At 67.8% G+C, this 15,465-nt stretch carries 14 protein-coding genes; 8 read left to right on the top strand and 6 right to left on the bottom strand.

The genetic code is table 11. The annotated features are described in order from the left end of the window. Positions 1 to 121 precede the first annotated feature (121 nt). Entirely contained in the window at positions 122 to 1,312 is a 1,191-nt protein-coding gene (locus F3J15_RS17905; RefSeq protein WP_166893094.1) for a nitronate monooxygenase family protein, read from the top strand. 65 nt (positions 1,313 to 1,377) lie between these two features. Then, positions 1,378 to 2,019 carry an OmpW family outer membrane protein gene (locus F3J15_RS17900; protein WP_089445729.1) on the top strand — a complete coding sequence of 214 codons (642 nt, stop codon included), beginning with the start codon at positions 1,378 to 1,380 and terminating at the stop codon, positions 2,017 to 2,019. A gap of 75 nt (positions 2,020 to 2,094) precedes the next feature. On the opposite strand, the gene F3J15_RS17895 is transcribed toward F3J15_RS17900, so the two are convergent. Beyond that, on the bottom strand, positions 2,095 to 2,298 hold the full coding sequence (locus F3J15_RS17895; RefSeq protein WP_010095552.1) for a DUF1289 domain-containing protein: 204 nt from the start codon (positions 2,296 to 2,298) through the stop codon (positions 2,095 to 2,097). A gap of 420 nt (positions 2,299 to 2,718) precedes the next feature. Between F3J15_RS17895 and F3J15_RS17890 the strand changes: the two genes are divergently transcribed. From F3J15_RS17890 to F3J15_RS17875, 4 genes are all read left to right on the top strand, one after another. Beyond that, complete coding sequence (locus F3J15_RS17890) at positions 2,719 to 3,813, top strand: polyamine ABC transporter substrate-binding protein (protein ID WP_069248058.1); 1,095 nt, start codon at positions 2,719 to 2,721, stop codon at positions 3,811 to 3,813. An 86-nt stretch (positions 3,814 to 3,899) separates the two neighbouring features. Continuing rightward, positions 3,900 to 5,060 (top strand): polyamine ABC transporter ATP-binding protein, encoded by a 1,161-nt coding sequence (gene potA / locus F3J15_RS17885; protein ID WP_069248057.1) that lies wholly within the window; start codon positions 3,900 to 3,902, stop codon positions 5,058 to 5,060. Next, on the top strand, positions 5,057 to 5,983 hold the full coding sequence (locus tag F3J15_RS17880; RefSeq protein WP_069248056.1) for an ABC transporter permease subunit: 927 nt from the start codon (positions 5,057 to 5,059) through the stop codon (positions 5,981 to 5,983). Before potA ends, F3J15_RS17880 begins: the two co-directional genes overlap by 4 nt. After that, on the top strand, positions 5,980 to 6,801 hold the full coding sequence (locus tag F3J15_RS17875; RefSeq protein ID WP_039357879.1) for an ABC transporter permease subunit: 822 nt from the start codon (positions 5,980 to 5,982) through the stop codon (positions 6,799 to 6,801). The genes F3J15_RS17880 and F3J15_RS17875 overlap by 4 nt, the downstream gene beginning before the upstream one ends. A gap of 175 nt (positions 6,802 to 6,976) precedes the next feature. Here the strand turns inward: F3J15_RS17875 and F3J15_RS17870 are convergent, their stop codons facing one another. From F3J15_RS17870 to F3J15_RS17860, 3 genes are read right to left on the bottom strand one after another with little or no spacing between them, the layout of a single operon-like run. Continuing rightward, complete coding sequence (locus F3J15_RS17870) at positions 6,977 to 7,783, bottom strand: sulfite exporter TauE/SafE family protein (protein WP_166893092.1); 807 nt, start codon at positions 7,781 to 7,783, stop codon at positions 6,977 to 6,979. A gap of 18 nt (positions 7,784 to 7,801) precedes the next feature. After that, positions 7,802 to 9,469: a bifunctional protein tyrosine phosphatase family protein/NAD(P)/FAD-dependent oxidoreductase gene (locus tag F3J15_RS17865; protein WP_166893090.1), complete on the bottom strand. Its 1,668-nt coding sequence runs from the start codon at positions 9,467 to 9,469 to the stop codon at positions 7,802 to 7,804. Positions 9,470 to 9,498: 29 nt separating this feature from the next. Beyond that, complete coding sequence (locus F3J15_RS17860; protein ID WP_166893088.1) at positions 9,499 to 10,383, bottom strand: MBL fold metallo-hydrolase; 885 nt, start codon at positions 10,381 to 10,383, stop codon at positions 9,499 to 9,501. 249 nt (positions 10,384 to 10,632) lie between these two features. On the opposite strand from F3J15_RS17860, the gene F3J15_RS17855 reads away from it, so the two are divergent. Then, positions 10,633 to 12,030, top strand: a complete 1,398-nt coding sequence (locus F3J15_RS17855) for a sigma 54-interacting transcriptional regulator (protein ID WP_166893086.1) — start codon at positions 10,633 to 10,635, stop codon at positions 12,028 to 12,030. A gap of 81 nt (positions 12,031 to 12,111) precedes the next feature. Next, positions 12,112 to 12,642: a DUF4124 domain-containing protein gene (locus F3J15_RS17850; protein WP_166893084.1), complete on the top strand. Its 531-nt coding sequence runs from the start codon at positions 12,112 to 12,114 to the stop codon at positions 12,640 to 12,642. A 108-nt stretch (positions 12,643 to 12,750) separates the two neighbouring features. Here the strand turns inward: F3J15_RS17850 and F3J15_RS17845 are convergent, their stop codons facing one another. Beyond that, positions 12,751 to 13,779: a MerR family transcriptional regulator gene (locus F3J15_RS17845; RefSeq protein WP_166893082.1), complete on the bottom strand. Its 1,029-nt coding sequence runs from the start codon at positions 13,777 to 13,779 to the stop codon at positions 12,751 to 12,753. A 118-nt stretch (positions 13,780 to 13,897) separates the two neighbouring features. Beyond that, positions 13,898 to 15,463: an efflux transporter outer membrane subunit gene (locus F3J15_RS17840; protein ID WP_166893080.1), complete on the bottom strand. Its 1,566-nt coding sequence runs from the start codon at positions 15,461 to 15,463 to the stop codon at positions 13,898 to 13,900. Positions 15,464 to 15,465: the final 2 nt, after the last annotated feature.

The following is a 15,465-nucleotide window of genomic DNA, read 5'->3' as shown; positions in this document are numbered from 1 at the left end:
CGTTTCTCGTGGCATGAACCGGAAACGGCACGCTCGTGTGCCGTTTTTTATTGACCGCCGTCAAGGTGCGCGTCGGTGGATCGTCGATCATCGCGGTTCCGATGTTCCGACGAGGTTTCAGATGACCGTACGCACTTCCTTTCCGCCGCTGACGATTCGCGGCCGCACCTTGTTGCCCGTCGTGCAGGGCGGCATGGGCGTCGGCATCTCCGCGCACCGGCTGGCGGGCAGCGTCGCGCGCGAAGGCGCGGTCGGCACGATCGCGAGCATCGACCTGCGCCACCATCATGCGGACCTGCTCGCGCGTTGCCGCGCGCAACCCGATCGCGCGACGCTCGAGGCCGCAAACCTCGAGGCGCTCGCACGCGAGATCCGCCTCGCGAAGACCTACAGCGAAGGGCGCGGGATGATCGCGGTCAACGTGATGAAGGCCGTGAGCGCGCATGCCGACTACGTGCGGGTCGCGTGCGACGAGGGGGCGGACGCGATCGTGATGGGCGCGGGCTTGCCGCTCGACCTGCCCGATCTCACACAAGGACACGACATCGCGCTGATTCCGATCCTGTCGGACAGCCGCGGGATCGCGCTCGTGCTGAAGAAGTGGATGAAGAAGGGGCGCCTGCCCGACGCGATCGTGATCGAGCATCCGGCGCATGCGGGCGGCCACCTCGGCGTCACGCAGATCGACGACATGCACGACCCTCGCTTCGACTTCGCACGCGTGCTCGACGAGACCGCCCAGGTGATGGCATCGCTCGGCCTCGCGCGCGAAACGATCCAGTTGATCGTTGCGGGCGGGATCAACAGTCACGATACGGTGCGCGCGGCGTTCGACGCCGGCGCGAACGGCGTGCAGGTCGGGACGCCGTTCGCGGTGACGGAAGAGGGCGATGCGCATCCGCACTTCAAGCGCGTGCTGGCCGACGCGACGCCCGAGGACATCGTCGAATTCGTCAGCGTGACGGGGCTGCCCGCGCGCGCGGTGAAGACGCCGTGGCTCGATCGTTACCTGCGCAACGAGACACGCATCCGCACCAAGCTCGGCGCGCTGAAGCAGCGCTGCCCGACCGCGCTTGAATGCCTGAGCGTATGCGGCTTGCGCGACGGCATCGAGAAGTTCGGCCATTTCTGCATCGACACGCGGCTCGCGGCCGCACTGCGCGGCGACGTGGCGAACGGGCTGTTCTTCCGCGGCCGCGAAGCGTTGCCGTTCGGCCGTGCGATCCGCAGCGTGCGCGATTTGCTCGACCTGCTGCTGACGGGCCGTGCGACCGAGCCTGCGGCAAACCGTCCCACGTTTACGTTGGCTTGACGGATATCAAGATAAAGAAAAGACCCTACAGGGAGAATGGAAACCATTCTTTGGGGGTCCGTACCATGCATGAAACGATTCGAACTTGTGTCACCGCTGCTGCCGTTGCAGCCGCTTTCGCCGCGATGCCTTCGCTGTCGCACGCTGCCTCGCCGGGCGATGGCATCAACCAGGGCGACGTCCTGGTCCGGCTGCGCGCGATCAGCATCCAGCCGAACGAACGCGCGAGCGATACGCTGGGCGCGCTCAACGTCGGGGTGAACAACGCGATCGTGCCCGAGCTCGACTTCACGTACATGATCCGCGACTACCTCGGCGTCGAGCTGATTCTCGGCACGTCGCGGCATCAGCTGACGTCGAGCCTCGGCAATCTCGGCGGCGTGGGCGTGCTGCCGCCGACGCTGCTGCTGCAGTACCACTTCAACCATGCCGGCAAGGTGCGTCCGTATGTGGGTGCAGGCCTGAACTACACGTACTTCTACAACAACGGGCTCAACGTCGGCGGGCAGGGCGTGTCGATCAACAAGAGCAGCTTCGGCCCCGCGCTGCAGTTCGGTGTGGACGTGCAGGTGACGAAGAAGATTTTCATGAACGTCGACGTGAAGAAGATCTGGATGAGCACCGATGCGACGCTGGGCGACAAGGGCATCGGCACGCTGCACATCGATCCGCTGATCGTCGGCGTGGGCGTCGGGATGAAGTTCTAGACGCGAAGGGAAAAGAACAGAGTTGGGGTTGGCGGCATGTCGGTCGGCATGCCGCTTTTTTTATGCGCGGCGGGTTTACAGCTTGTCGTACTGGAAGCGCATCGCGGTGCCTTCGCGCGAGATGCGCTCCCACACCGCGCGTTTTTCGTCGTCGCTCAGGAACACCCAGTTCGACACTTCGGCGGCCGTGCGGCCGCAGCCCTTGCAGACTTCGTCGAAGAGGGTCGAGCACACGCCGATGCAGGGGCTGTCGGGCAGGTCGTGGAGATTGGAGGCCATCGTGAGGGTTCGCGCGGTTGAATCGTCAGCCGCCATTTTAATGCATCGCGGCCGGACGGTCGGACGGGTGCGGCCGGCATGCCGTACCGGTGCAGCGGCGTGACAGTACGGCGGGGTTCGGGCGCAGCCGCCAGGCGGTTCGCGCCCGGCTGGCGAACGCGATTGCGCCGCCGCCCGTTTTTCCCGGTGGACAGCCGCCGATTACCCGATAGAATTCCCCGGGAACGCCCCGCCTCACGGGCGGCCAGCCTGGCCGGCTGCGGGAATCTGTTCCGTTTGCGCGACACCGGCATGATTTTTTTGTGACGGGGCGCGAATGATGGTAGTTTTCGGGGTTTTCGAGGGGCGGCGCGCCAGAATGCGCCGTCATGACGAGGCAGACGGCAGCCGGACACACGGTCCGGCCGTAGGGAGAACGGGATGAAAGCAAAGGTAGTGGGCCGGTTCGCAGCGCTCGCGCTGTGCGTGGGTGCATCGGCGGCAGCGGCGAAGGATACGCAGCTCAATGTCTATAACTGGTCGGACTACATTGCGAAGGACACGATCCCGAACTTCGAGAAGCAGGCAGGCGTCAAGGTCCGCTACGACAACTACGACAGCGACGACACGCTGCAGGCGAAGCTGCTGACGGGCAGCTCGGGCTACGATATCGTCGTGCCGACCAGCAACTACGCGGGCAAGCAGATCGCCGCCGGCATCTTCACGCCGCTCGACAAGTCGAAGCTGCCGAACCTCAAGTACCTCGATCCGCAACTGATGGCGCTCGTCGCCGGCGCGGACCCGGGCAACAAGTACTCGGTGCCCTGGGCGTACGGCACGACCGGTCTTGCGTACAACCTGACGAAGGCGCAGCAGGCGCTCGGCAAGGTGCCGCTCGACAACTGGGACATCCTGTTCAAGCCGGAAAACATCTCGAAGCTGAAGACCTGCGGCGTGTCGGTGCTCGACGCGCCCGACCAGATGTTCGCGGCGACGCTGCACTACATCGGCAAGGATCCGATGAGCACGAACCCGGCCGACTACAAGGCTGCGATGGAAGTGCTGAAGAAGATCCGCCCGTACATCACGCAATTCAACTCGTCGGGCTACATCAACGACCTGGTCGGCGGCGACATCTGCTTCGCGTTCGGCTGGTCGGGCGACGTCGTGATCGCGAAGCATCGCGCGATCGAGGCGAAGAAGCCGTACAAGGTCGAGTACTACATTCCGAAGGGCGGCGCGCCGGTGTGGTTCGACGTGATGGCGATCCCGAAGGATGCGAAGAACAAGGATGCCGCGCTGCAGTGGATCAACTACATCGAGGATCCGAAGGTGCACGCGGCGATCACTAACGCGGTGTACTACCCGAGCGCCAACGCAGAGGCCCGCAAGTACGTGCGGCCCGACGTCGCGAACGACCCGGCCGTCTATCCGCCGGCCGACGTCGTGAAGACGCTGTTCCTGCTCAAGCCGCTGCCGCCTGAAATCCAGCGTCTGCAGACGCGTCTGTGGACCGAGCTGAAGTCGGGCCGCTGACGCGAACCGGAGTGAATCAGCAGTCATGAAGCCCCTGGTGCCCCCGGGGGCTTTGTTCGTTCAACGCAGGAGAGAAGCAGCACATCATGAATAGCCAGTCGGGCGCGCCGGTCGCGGGCGTGCCGTCCTCCGTTTCCTCCTCCGGCGCCGATGCGCGCGCCGAGAACTTTGTCCAGATCGTCGACGTCGTCAAGAAATTCGGCGACACCGAAGCCGTGCGCAGCGTCAACCTGACCGTGCGCCAGGGCGAGCTGTTCGCGCTGCTCGGCAGCTCGGGCTGCGGCAAGTCGACGTTGCTGCGGATGCTCGCGGGCCTCGAGACGGTCACGTCGGGCAAGATCCTGATCGACGGCGAGGACCTCGCGCAGATGCCGCCGTACAAGCGGCCCGTGAACATGATGTTCCAGTCGTATGCGCTGTTCCCGCACATGTCGGTCGAGTCGAACGTCGCGTTCGGTCTCAAGCAGGAAGGCACGCCGAAGGCCGAGCTGAAGGCGCGCGTCGCTTCGGCGCTCGAACTCGTGCAGATGAGCAAGTACGCGAAGCGCAAGCCGCATCAGCTGTCCGGCGGCCAGCAGCAGCGCGTCGCGCTCGCGCGCTCGCTGGTCAAGCGGCCGAAGCTGCTGCTGCTCGACGAGCCGATGTCCGCGCTCGACAAGCAGATCCGCCAGCGCACGCAGATCGAGCTCGTCAACATCCTGAACAAGGTCGGTGTCACCTGCATCATGGTCACGCACGACCAGGAAGAAGCGATGACGATGGCCAATCGCCTCGCGGTGATGAGCGAAGGGCAGATCGTGCAGATCGGCTCGCCGAACGAAGTGTACGAATATCCGAACAGCCGCTTCTCGGCCGAATTCATCGGCTCGACGAACCTGTTCGAAGGCGTGACCGTCGAGGACGAACCCGACCACGTGTACATCGAGTCGCCCGAGCTGCCGAGCCGGCTGTACGTGAGCCACGGGATCTCGGGCCCGCTCGGGATGCCGGTCACGGTATCGGTGCGCCCCGAACGGATCGCGCTCACGCGCAAGCCGCCCGAAGGCGCGTTCAACTGGGCGCGCGGCCGGATCAGCAACGTCGCGTACATGGGCGGCTACTCGCTGTATCACGTGAAGCTCGACGGCGGCAAGACGGTGATCGCGAACGTGTCGAGTCTCGCGATTTCGGAGCTCGAGACGCCGGCGCTCGGCGACGAGATCTACGTGCGCTGGAGCGCGACGGCCGGCGTGGTGCTGACGTCATGACCGCGTTCAAGTCCATGCTCTCGTGGCCGGTGCGGCGCTTCAACCTGACGGGCGCCACGGCGGTCGTGGCTGGCCCGTTCACGTGGCTCGTGCTGTTCTTCCTCGTGCCGTTCGTGCTGGTCGTCAAGATCAGCTTCGCGGAGCTGCAGCTCGGCATCCCGCCGTACACGGAGCTCGCGTCGTACGCGGACGGCGTCGTGCACGTCGCGCTGAACCTGTCGCACTACGCATTCCTGTTCACGGACAGCCTGTATTTCGCGACCTACGTGAACTCGGTGTGGGTGGCAGCGATCACGACGCTGCTGTGTCTGCTGATCGGCTATCCGATGGCGTACTACATCGCGCGCTCGAACCCGGCGACCCGCAACCTGCTGATGATGGGCGTGATGCTGCCGTTCTGGACGTCGTTCCTGATCCGCGTGTACGCGTGGATCGGCATCCTGAAGAACAATGGGCTGCTGAACAACTTCCTGATGTGGGTCGGGCTCACGCATACGCCGATCGAGCTGTATCGCACCAACTACGCGGTGTACATCGGGATGGTCTATTCGTACCTGCCGTTCCTCGTGATGCCGCTCTATGCACACCTCGTGAAGATGGACCTGCGCCTGCTCGAAGCCGCGTACGACCTCGGTGCCAAGCCGTGGAAGGCGTTCGTGCAGATCACGCTGCCGCTGTCGAAGAACGGGATCATCGCGGGCTGCCTGCTCGTGTTCATTCCGGCGGTCGGCGAGTACGTGATCCCCGAACTGCTCGGCGGCGCGAACACGCTGATGATCGGCCGCGTGATGTGGAACGAGTTCTTCAACAACGCAGACTGGCCGATGGCGTCGGCGGTGACTTGCGCGATGGTGCTGCTGCTGCTCGTGCCGATGGCGATGTTCCAGCACTTCCAGGCGAAGGAGCAGGGAGGCCGCCGATGAAGCCGAATCGTTACCTGCAGTTCGCGGCGCTGTTTGCCGGCTTCGCGTTCCTGTACATCCCGATCATCAGTCTGATCGTCTATTCGTTCAACGAGTCGAAGCTCGTCACCGTGTGGTCGGGCTTCTCGTTCCGCTGGTATGCGGCGCTCGTCGAGGACGACGAGCTGCTGACGGCCGCGTGGCTGTCACTGAAGATCGGCGTGCTGACCGCGTTCGCGTCGGTGTTCATCGGCACGTGGGCCGGCTTCGTGCTCGCGCGGATGGGGCGCTTCCGCGGCTTCGCGCTGTTCAGCGGGATGATCAACGCGCCGCTCGTGATTCCCGAGGTGATCCAGGGGATCTCGCTGCTGCTGCTGTTCATCGAGCTGGCGAAGTGGATCGGCTGGCCGGCCGAGCGCGGCGTGTTCACGATCTGGCTCGGCCACGTGATGCTGTGCATCTCGTACGTCGCGATCATCGTGCAGTCGCGCGTGCGCGAGCTGAACCCGTCGCTGGAAGAAGCCGCGCTCGATCTCGGTGCGACGCCGTTGAAGGTGTTCTTCACGATCACGCTGCCGCTGATCTCGCAGGCGCTGATCGCGGGCTGGCTGCTGTCGTTCACGCTGTCGATCGACGACCTCGTGCTGTCGGCGTTCCTGTCGGGCCCCGGCTCGACGACGCTGCCGCTCGTGGTGTTCTCGCGTGTGCGTCTCGGCCTGAACCCGGAGATGAACGCGCTCGCGACGCTGTTCATCGTCGCGGTGACGGCCGGTGTCGTGATCGCGAACTTCGTGATGCTGCGCCAGGAGCGCAAGCGGATGGCGGGGTTCGCGACCTGACGTTCAAGTTGCGATCGACGTGAAAAACGCCCGGTGCCGACGACGAGTCGGACCGGGCGTTTTGTTTGGGTGGTGCCGCGTGTGGATCGGTGCCGGTCAATACGCGATTGCGACGGATGAACCGGCATCGCGGGCGAGACGCGGATTCGATTCCCGCGCCCGGTTGTGCACCGCCTTACGCGCCGAACGCCGCCTTCGCCAGCAACCCGAGCGCGACGCACACGAGCACGGCCGCGAACCCGGCCTGCACGTGCCGCGCGGCGAGGTGGCGCGACGCGCCGCGGCCGGCGGCCATGCCGAGCGCGGTCGCGACGGTGAACCACAACGTCACGTCGAGCGGTGCGCGCGTGCCCGACACGAGCGTCGCGAACACGCCGCCGGTGCCGACGAGCGCGATCACCATCAGCGACGTCGCGACGACACCGTGCATCGACACGTTCGTGAACTTGCGCAGCATCGGCACGATCACGAAGCCGCCGCCGACGCCGAGCAGCCCCGTCATCAGGCCCGTCATCGCGCCGGTCGACGCCAGCGCGACGCCGACCGGCCAGGACCACACGAGCCGGCCCGTATCGGGATTCACGCGGCCGACGCACAACGGCGACGCTTCCGCGTCGCCTGTTGCGTGTCGCAGCGCCTGCCGCAACAGGCGGCCGGCGACGACCAGCATCGTGAGCGCGAACAGCGCGAGCAGCAGGCGTTGCGGCAGCACGTGCGCGAGCCGTACGCCGAGCGTGGTCAGCGGCACGCCGGCCACGGCCATCAGTAGCGCCGCGCGATAGCGCACGAGCCCGCGGCGGAACCCTTCGAGCGCGCCGAGCGCGGCGCTGCCCGCCACCGCGACGAGCGCGACGGGCGTGGCCTGCTGCATCGGCCAGCTCATGCCGACGACGAGCGCGGGCACCGCGAGGATGCCGCCGCCGGCGCCGGTCAGGCCAAGCACGGCACCGACGAAACCGCCCAGTACGAGGGAAATCAGCATGGCGTCATCGCGCTCCGGTCAACGTGCGATCGCGGGCTTCGCGAGCCATTCGCGGCCCTTGAGCATCGCCTTCCAGTAGAGCGGCGGCAGCACGCGTTCCTTGAGCAGCCACGCGAGCCGCGACGGGCGCTTGCCGTCGATCAGCCACGCGGGGAAGGTCGGCGCGACCTTGCCGCCGTACAGGAACTCGGCGAGCACGATCTTGCCGCGCTCGACGGTGAGCGGGCACGAGCCGTAGCCGTCGTACGCGGCGTCGCCGTGCGCGCGGCCGAGCGACGCGAGCAGGTTGTGCGCGACGACGGGCGCCTGCTTGCGGGCGGCCGCGGCCGTTTTCGCGTTGGTCGTGTTGGTGGCGTCGCCGAGCGCGTAGACGTCCGGATACTGCTTGTGCCGCAGTGTCGCCGGATCGACGTCGATCCAGCCGGCCGCGTCGGCGAGCGGGCTCGAACGCACGAAGTCGGGCGCCTTCTGCGGCGGCACGACGTGGATCATGTCGAACGCACGCACGACGGTTTCCTTGCCGCCGTCCGGCAGCGCGCGCGCGAACGTCGCGCGGCGCGCGGGCCCGTCGATCGACACGAGGTTGTGGCCGAACGACAGCGCGATGTCGTAGCTTTTCACGTATTCCATCAGCGCGGGCACATAGTCGGCGACGCCGAACAGCGCGGCGCCCGCATTCAGGAACTCGACGTTCGCGGCTTCGAGGTGGCCCGCGCGCCGCCAGTGGTCGCACGACAGGTACATCGCCTTCTGCGGCGCGCCCGCGCACTTGATCGGCATCGGCGGCTGCGTGAAGAGCGCGTCGCCGCCGCGGAACGCGCGGACCAGCTCCCACGTGTACGGCGCGAGATCGTAGCGGTAGTTCGACGTGACGCCGTTGCGGCCGAGCGTGTCGGCGAGGCCTTCGATCCCGTGCCAGTCGAGCTTGAGCCCCGGGCACACGACGAGCTTGCGATATCCGATGCGGCGGCAGCCGTCGAGCACGACCGTGTGCGTGTCGGGCTCGAAGCCCGCGACGGCGGCCTGGATATGCTGCACGCCGCGCGGCAGCACGTCGGTCATCCGGCGTGCGGTGGTCTCGGGCCGGAACACGCCCGCGCCGACCATCGTCCAGCCGGGCTGGTAGTAGTGGACGTCGGCCGGATCGATCACCGCGATGTCGAGTGACGCGTCACGCGCGAGCAGGCTCGACGCGACCGCGATGCCGGCCGCGCCCGCACCGACGATCACGATGTCGTGCCGGGCGTCGACGGCCGGCGCCGCCTGCCTGCCGCCTTGCACGACCTGCGAGGCGAGCGCGCGCAGGTCGTAACCGGCTGCGCCGGCCGTCGCGACGATGTCGTTCAGCGGACGCAGGCCGGCTTGCGACAGCGCCCACAGCGTGGCCGAGCGCGTGCCGCTGCGGCAGTACGCGAGCACCGGGCCTTCAAGCGATGCGACGAGCGCGCCGAACTGCGCGGCCTGGTCGTCGGTCACCTTGCCCGTGTCGACCGGCAGGTAATGCACGTCGATGCCGAGCGGCGCGGCGGCCGCGCGGATCTCCGTGACGGTCGGCTGGTCGGGGCCTTCGCCGTCGGGGCGGTTGCAGATGATCGCGCGGATGCCGGCCGCGTGAAGCGCGGGCAGGTCGGCCGCCGCGATCTGCGGCGAGACCGACAGCGTGTCGGTCAGCTTGCGGATGGTCATGTCGGGGGTCTCCGGGTGGGGCGTGCGGCTCAGATCGCGTCGAGCGGGATCTTCAGGTAGCGCACGCCGTTGTCTTCGGGCTCGGGCAGGTGGCCGGCACGCATGTTGACCTGCACGGACGGCAGCATCAGCACGGGCATCGCGAGCGTGGCGTCGCGCGCGGTGCGCATCGCGACGAAATCGTCCTCGGTCACGCCGTCCCTCACGTGCACGTTCGCGCGGCGCTGCTCGGCGACGGTCGTCTCGAACTGCACGTCGCGCCCGCCGGGCTGGTAGTCGTGGCACAGGTACAGGCGCGTATCGGGCGGCAGCGCGAGCACCCGCGCGATCGAGCGGTACAGCGTGCGCGCGTCGCCGCCGGGGAAATCGCAGCGGGCCGTGCCGTAGTCGGGCATGAACAGCGTGTCGCCGACGAATGCCGCGCGCTGCGTCGCGTCGTCGACGCAGTAGGTCATGCACGCTGGCGTGTGGCCCGGCGTATGCAGCGCGCGGATCGTCAGTGCGCCGAGCGCGAGCGTGTCGCCGTCGTCGAGCAGCCGGTCGAACTGGCGGCCGTCCTTCGCGAAGCCGGGGCCCGCGTTGAACAGCGTGCCGAACACGTGCTGCACGCGGCGCACGTGCGAACCGATCGCGATCCGGCCGCCGACGTGTTCCTTCAGGTACGGCGCGGCCGACAGGTGGTCGGCGTGCACATGGGTTTCCAGCAGCCAATGCACGTCCGCGCCGAGTTCGGCGACGCGGGCGATCAGCCGGTCGGCGCTCGCGGTGTGCGTGCGGCCGGATTTCGGGTCGTAGTCGAGCACGCTGTCGATCAGCGCGCACGCGCGGCTCGCGGTATCGAGCAGCAGATAGCTGACGGTGTGGGTCGCCGGGTCGAAAAAGCCTTCGACCGACAGCGTGGTGGCATGGCTCACGGGGTGTCCTCGATCGGGTTCTGCATCTGCAATCGGGATGGGTAACTCAAGAAGCGTGCCACCCTGCGCCAAGGTGCCGGTCGATCCGCCAGGGGCTTGATTCGGCTCGGGTTTTCGGTGCGGCTACAGCGATGCGCGAGTGTCGTCGGCCGCCGTCTGCCACCGTTGACTGCCACAATTGGCAGTGTCGTGGCAGAATTGGCAGCCTGCCTGGCAGTTCGTCAGGCAACGCCTTCACCGAGCATCCGCATGAATCCGCACGACACCATCCCGATCGTCCCCGCGCCGCGCCGCGACGCCATGCCCGACGTGCGCGCGCTCGTCGCGTATCTCGAGCAGGATCCGCAGCCGATGATCGTCGTCGATCCCGACTACCGCATCCTCGCGGCGAACGATGCGTACCGGCGCCAGTTCGGCGTCGCGGGCGTCGAGCACGTGGGCCGGCACTGCTTCCAGGTCTCGCACCACTACGACGTGCCGTGCGACCAGGCCGGCGAGCATTGCCCGATGAAGCAGGCGCTCGAATCGCGCGGGCTGAACCGCGTGCTGCACATCCACCACACGCCGCGCGGCCCCGAACATGTCGACGTCGAATTGCGGCCGATCTTCGACGCCGACGGCAACGTGATCGCCTATGTCGAGCGCCTGACGACAGTGCGCAGCGCATCCGCGCAGCCGAGCGCGGAAGGGCTCGTCGGCGGCGCCGACGCGTTCAATGCGGCACTCGGCGCATTGCAGCGCGTCGCGCCCTCGATGCTGCCGGTGCTGCTGCTCGGCGAATCGGGCACCGGCAAGGAGCTGTTCGCCCGCGCGCTGCACGAGGCGAGCGATCGCGCGATGGGGCCGTTCGTCGTCGTCGATTGTTCGGGGATCGCCGAGACGCTGTTCGAGAGCGAACTGTTCGGTTACGAGAAGGGCGCGTTCACGGGCGCGAACCAGCGCAAGCCGGGCCTCGTCGAGACCGCGCAGGGCGGCACGCTGTTTCTCGACGAGATCGGCGACGTGCCGCTGCCGATGCAGGTGAAGCTGCTGCGGCTGATCGAATCGGGCACGTTCCGGCGCGTGGGCGGCGTCGAGGCGCTGCGCGCGGATTTCCGGCTGGTCGCGGCCACGCACAAGCCGCTGCGCGAGATGATCGACGACGGCCGGTTCCGGCAGGACCTCTACTACCGGATCAACGCGTTTCCGATTCCGCTGCCGGCGCTGCGCGACCGGCGCGGGGACGTCGCGCTGCTGGCCGAGTCGATCCTGCGGCGGATCGCGAACGCGCGCGCCAGTGCGGGCGATGCGGGCGCGCGGCCGTTCGCGGCCCGGCCGTTCGTGCTGACCGAGCGCGCCCTCGCGTGTCTCGATGCGTACGCGTGGCCGGGCAATATCCGCGAGCTGCGCAACGTGCTCGAACGCGCGTGCCTGTTCGCGGACGACGGGACGATCCGGATCGAGCATCTGCCGGCCGAGCTGGTCGCCGCGTCGGCCGCGCCGCAGGACCGGGCTGCCGATGTGCGCGGCGTGTCGGACGCGGAGCTCGTGCGGATCGCGCGCAGTTTCGACGGCACGCGCAAGGCGCTCGCCGAGCGGGTCGGGATGAGCGAGCGGACGTTGTACCGGCGGATGAAGGCGCTGGGCCTCGGGACGCGCGAGCGCTGAGCGGGCGCACGCGACGGGCGGCTGGCAGCGGCGGGCGGCTTTGTCGATAATGGCGCGTTCGAATCTGCCTCCCCCTCGCCAATGAAGAGACGCTTCCTGTCGCCTTGCCTGTTTCTTGCAGCCACTGCGCTGTGCAACCTGACGCAGGCCGCCGCCGAGTACACGTGGACCGACGCGGCCGGCGCGCATGCGGTGACGCTCGCGAGAACCGAGTCCGGCGACGACGTCGAACTCAAGGTCGCCGCGACGCTCGACGGCCGGCCCGACTGGACCGTGCGCGACTACGTGAAGGCCTGCCCGGTCGACGTGATTCTCGACGTCGTCCCTGCGTCGATCGAAATGCGCGACCTGCGCGGCAACGGCCGCAAGCAGTTCCTGTTCGCGTACAAGATCGGCTGTCGCGGCGATGTGAGCGCCGACCAGGTCAAATACTTCCTGATCGACCAGGGCACGAAGTACGTGCTGCGCGGCGAGGAGACGGTCACGGTCAATGGCAAGTTCATGGACGGCGGCGCGGCGCCCGTGCCGAATGCGGACCTGAAAGCCCAACCGGCGTTTCTGCGCTACATGACGAAGCACTGGCACGGGATCAGCGCGCGCGACTATCGGTAGGCATGCGCGCGGCGGCCGCGACGGTGCGTTCGACATGCGCCTGTCGGTGAAGCGGGCGGCACGCGGAAAAACCCGCCTGCCGCCCGCAACCTCATGCGTTCAACCCGCTCAGCGCGCCGGCGCCAGCTGCGCCATCGCCTCCCGCACGAAGCCGATCAGCGTGTCGTCGATCCACGAATCCTTCGTCAGCGACGGCTCGTTCATCATCGCCTGGCGAAATTTCGCATGCGTGGCCGGATCGTTACCCGCATAGCTGCAGAACAGCGTGAGCCAGCGCTGCGCAAGCGCGCGGCCTTCCGGTGAATCCGGCGTGGCGCCCGCCTCAATCGCGTCGCGCACGTCGCCCATCAGTTGCGGCCATGCCATCGCGCTTTCACCGTAGTGCGCCCGCATGAAGCGGATCTCGTCCGGCGCGAGATACTTCTCGAAGATCTGCATCTTGGTTTCCGACGACGCGCGCAGCACATAGTCGCGCAGGGCGGTCGAAATGCCGATCTTCGACTGCATCGCCGGTTCGTGTTCGTGCATCAGGTTCAGCTTCGCCAGCAGCCGCGGATCGTTGTTCGTGTCGCGCACGAGCAGCGCCATCCAGCGGCTGGCGAGCGCACGGGTGCGCTCGTCCTCGGCAGGCACGCCCGCGTCGTGCAACGCACGCACCTCGTCGACGAGTGCGATCCATTCGGCGTCGCCCGCCTGGCTCTTCTGGTACATCGGCAGGCGCGCGAGTTCTTCCTCGGAAAAATATTTGTCGTACACGGTCATCAACTCCAGTGTGGTCAGCCAATCGGCCAGCTCCGGCTCCGTACCCGCGGCGAGCTGCGCATGCAGGTTCACGAGCCGCTCGCGCAGCTGCGCGGTCTGCGCAAGCTGACGGTCGAGCAGCGCGATCTGTTTCGCGACGATCTCGACGAGCGGCGTGTCGGGCTGGTTCAGGTGATCGCCGATTTCGGCAAGCGACAGGCCGAAGCGACGCAGCGCCTGGATCTGGTGGAGCCGGGCGATGTCGTGGCGGTCGTACAGCCGGTAGCCGTTGTCGGCGCGCGCCGAAGGCGTCAGCAGACCGATCGCGTGATAGTGATGAAGCGTGCGGACGGTCAGCCCGCTGCGTTTCGCCAGTTCTCCCACTTTCAGTCGCATTCGTTCCTCCATTCGGGTCGCACACTGGAGTCTCGAACGTTACGCTACGTGAGGGTCAAGCGGAAGATCGGAAATCGGGTGCGCGGCGGGATTCCGCGCACCCGATGGCAGGGCCGGCCTATTGCGGCGAAGGCGGGGTGTCGGCGCCGGCGGCGCGCGCTTGCTGGCCGGTGGCGGTCGCGTCGGCCGCCTTGTCGGTCTTGCCGGACTGGCCGGGCTTGTCGACCGGTGGCGTGCCCATCGCCTGGTAAAGCCGCGCGGTATCCGCGAACCGCGCGCCGGTCGCACGGATCTCGTCGAGCCGTGCGTTGCGATACTGCAGCTCGCTGGCGCGCGCGGCCGACGGCGGCAGCGCGCCGAGCCGCACGCGGGCCGCCGCGTCGTCGTACGCACCGCGCGCGGACAGCGCGGCGCGGGACGATGCATCGAGCGCTTCCGCATCGTGCTCGAGCGCGGCGAGCGAATCGGCGACGTTCTGGAATGCGCCGAGCACGGCCTGCTTGTACTGATCGACGGCGGCCTCGTAGGTCGCCTTCGCCGCGCGGCGCTGCGCGAGCAGCGCGCCGCCGTGGAAGATCGGCTGGCTCAGCGACGCGCCGATGTTCCAGATCGAGCCGGCGCCCGACAGCATCGTCGGCCAGCTGAAGCCGCCTTTCCCCATCGCCGCCGACAGCGACAGCTGCGGGAACATCTGCGCAGTCGCGAGGCCCACTTCGGCCGCGGCCGCCTTCAGCCCAGCGTCGGCCGCCTGGATGTCCGGGCGGCTTTGCAGCAGGTCCGACGGCACGACGACGGGCACCTGTTCGGGCAGGTGCAGGTCGGCGAGCGTGAGATCGGCCGGCGGCTGGTCAGGCGTGCGGCCGACCAGCACCGCGAGCGCATGGCGTGCCGAGTCGCGCTGCTGGCGCAGGGCGGGCAGGCTCGCCGCGAACGTGTCGGCGCTTTGCCGCGCGTTCAGCGCGTCGCTGCGCGAGGCCGATCCGAGCGCGTAACGGCGTTCGGCATCGTGCGCCTGGTCGTTGGCGAGCGCGACCAGCCGCTCGGTCGTGTTGATCTGCGCATTCAGCACCGACACCGTGATCGACGCGGTGACGATGTTCGCGGCCAGCGCGCGCCGCGCGGATTCGAGCTGGAACGCGCTGACGTCGACGCGGCGGGCCAGCGCGCGGTTCGCGAAACGCGACGCGCCGAACAGGTCGATCGTGTAGCTCGCCTGCAGCTGCCCGACGAACGTGTCGTACAGCAGCGTCGGCGCCCCGAGCGCGGGAATCGGCACGCCGAGCGCACGCTGGCGCGTGGCCTGGCCGCCCGCGTCGATCGACGGCAGCATCGAGCTGCCGATCTGCCCGCGCAACTGTTCGCGCGCGGCATCGAGCGAGTGGGATGCCGCGCTCAACGTCGGGCTGTTGCGCAGCCCTTCGTCGACGAGCGCGTTCAGTGCGTCGGAGCGGTACTGTTTCCACCAGTCTGGCACCGGTTTTGCGCCGACTTCGAACTGCTGCGTGACGCCTTGCGCGGACACGGTCTGCTGGACTTGCGGCGTGGCGCCATAGTGCGCGGGCGACGGCATCGCGGGCGGCTCGCCGCTCGGCGCGAACCAGGCGCAGCCCGCGAGCGGGCCGGCGAGGCTCGCCACCGCGAGTGCCCGCACGGCTTGTGTTTTCAGGTTCATCGATCGATCCATGG

Origin of the sequence: Burkholderia sp. Ap-955 (genome assembly GCF_011753045.1) — a bacterium.
Taxonomy (GTDB): domain Bacteria; phylum Pseudomonadota; class Gammaproteobacteria; order Burkholderiales; family Burkholderiaceae; genus Burkholderia; species Burkholderia lata_D.
Note: the sequence above shows the minus strand (reverse complement) of the source record. Positions and strands in the feature narration are given on the sequence as shown.

Coding starts and splice junctions, on each gene's coding strand:
- F3J15_RS17905 (WP_166893094.1), top strand. CDS start 122: ATGACCGTACGCACTTCCTTTCCGCCGCTGACGATTCGCGGCCGCACC.
- F3J15_RS17900 (WP_089445729.1), top strand. CDS start 1,378: ATGCATGAAACGATTCGAACTTGTGTCACCGCTGCTGCCGTTGCAGCC.
- F3J15_RS17895 (WP_010095552.1), bottom strand. CDS start 2,298: ATGGCCTCCAATCTCCACGACCTGCCCGACAGCCCCTGCATCGGCGTG.
- F3J15_RS17890 (WP_069248058.1), top strand. CDS start 2,719: ATGAAAGCAAAGGTAGTGGGCCGGTTCGCAGCGCTCGCGCTGTGCGTG.
- potA (WP_069248057.1), top strand. CDS start 3,900: ATGAATAGCCAGTCGGGCGCGCCGGTCGCGGGCGTGCCGTCCTCCGTT.
- F3J15_RS17880 (WP_069248056.1), top strand. CDS start 5,057: ATGACCGCGTTCAAGTCCATGCTCTCGTGGCCGGTGCGGCGCTTCAAC.
- F3J15_RS17875 (WP_039357879.1), top strand. CDS start 5,980: ATGAAGCCGAATCGTTACCTGCAGTTCGCGGCGCTGTTTGCCGGCTTC.
- F3J15_RS17870 (WP_166893092.1), bottom strand. CDS start 7,783: ATGCTGATTTCCCTCGTACTGGGCGGTTTCGTCGGTGCCGTGCTTGGC.
- F3J15_RS17865 (WP_166893090.1), bottom strand. CDS start 9,469: ATGACCATCCGCAAGCTGACCGACACGCTGTCGGTCTCGCCGCAGATC.
- F3J15_RS17855 (WP_166893086.1), top strand. CDS start 10,633: ATGAATCCGCACGACACCATCCCGATCGTCCCCGCGCCGCGCCGCGAC.
- F3J15_RS17850 (WP_166893084.1), top strand. CDS start 12,112: ATGAAGAGACGCTTCCTGTCGCCTTGCCTGTTTCTTGCAGCCACTGCG.
- F3J15_RS17845 (WP_166893082.1), bottom strand. CDS start 13,779: ATGCGACTGAAAGTGGGAGAACTGGCGAAACGCAGCGGGCTGACCGTC.
- F3J15_RS17840 (WP_166893080.1), bottom strand. CDS start 15,463: ATGGATCGATCGATGAACCTGAAAACACAAGCCGTGCGGGCACTCGCG.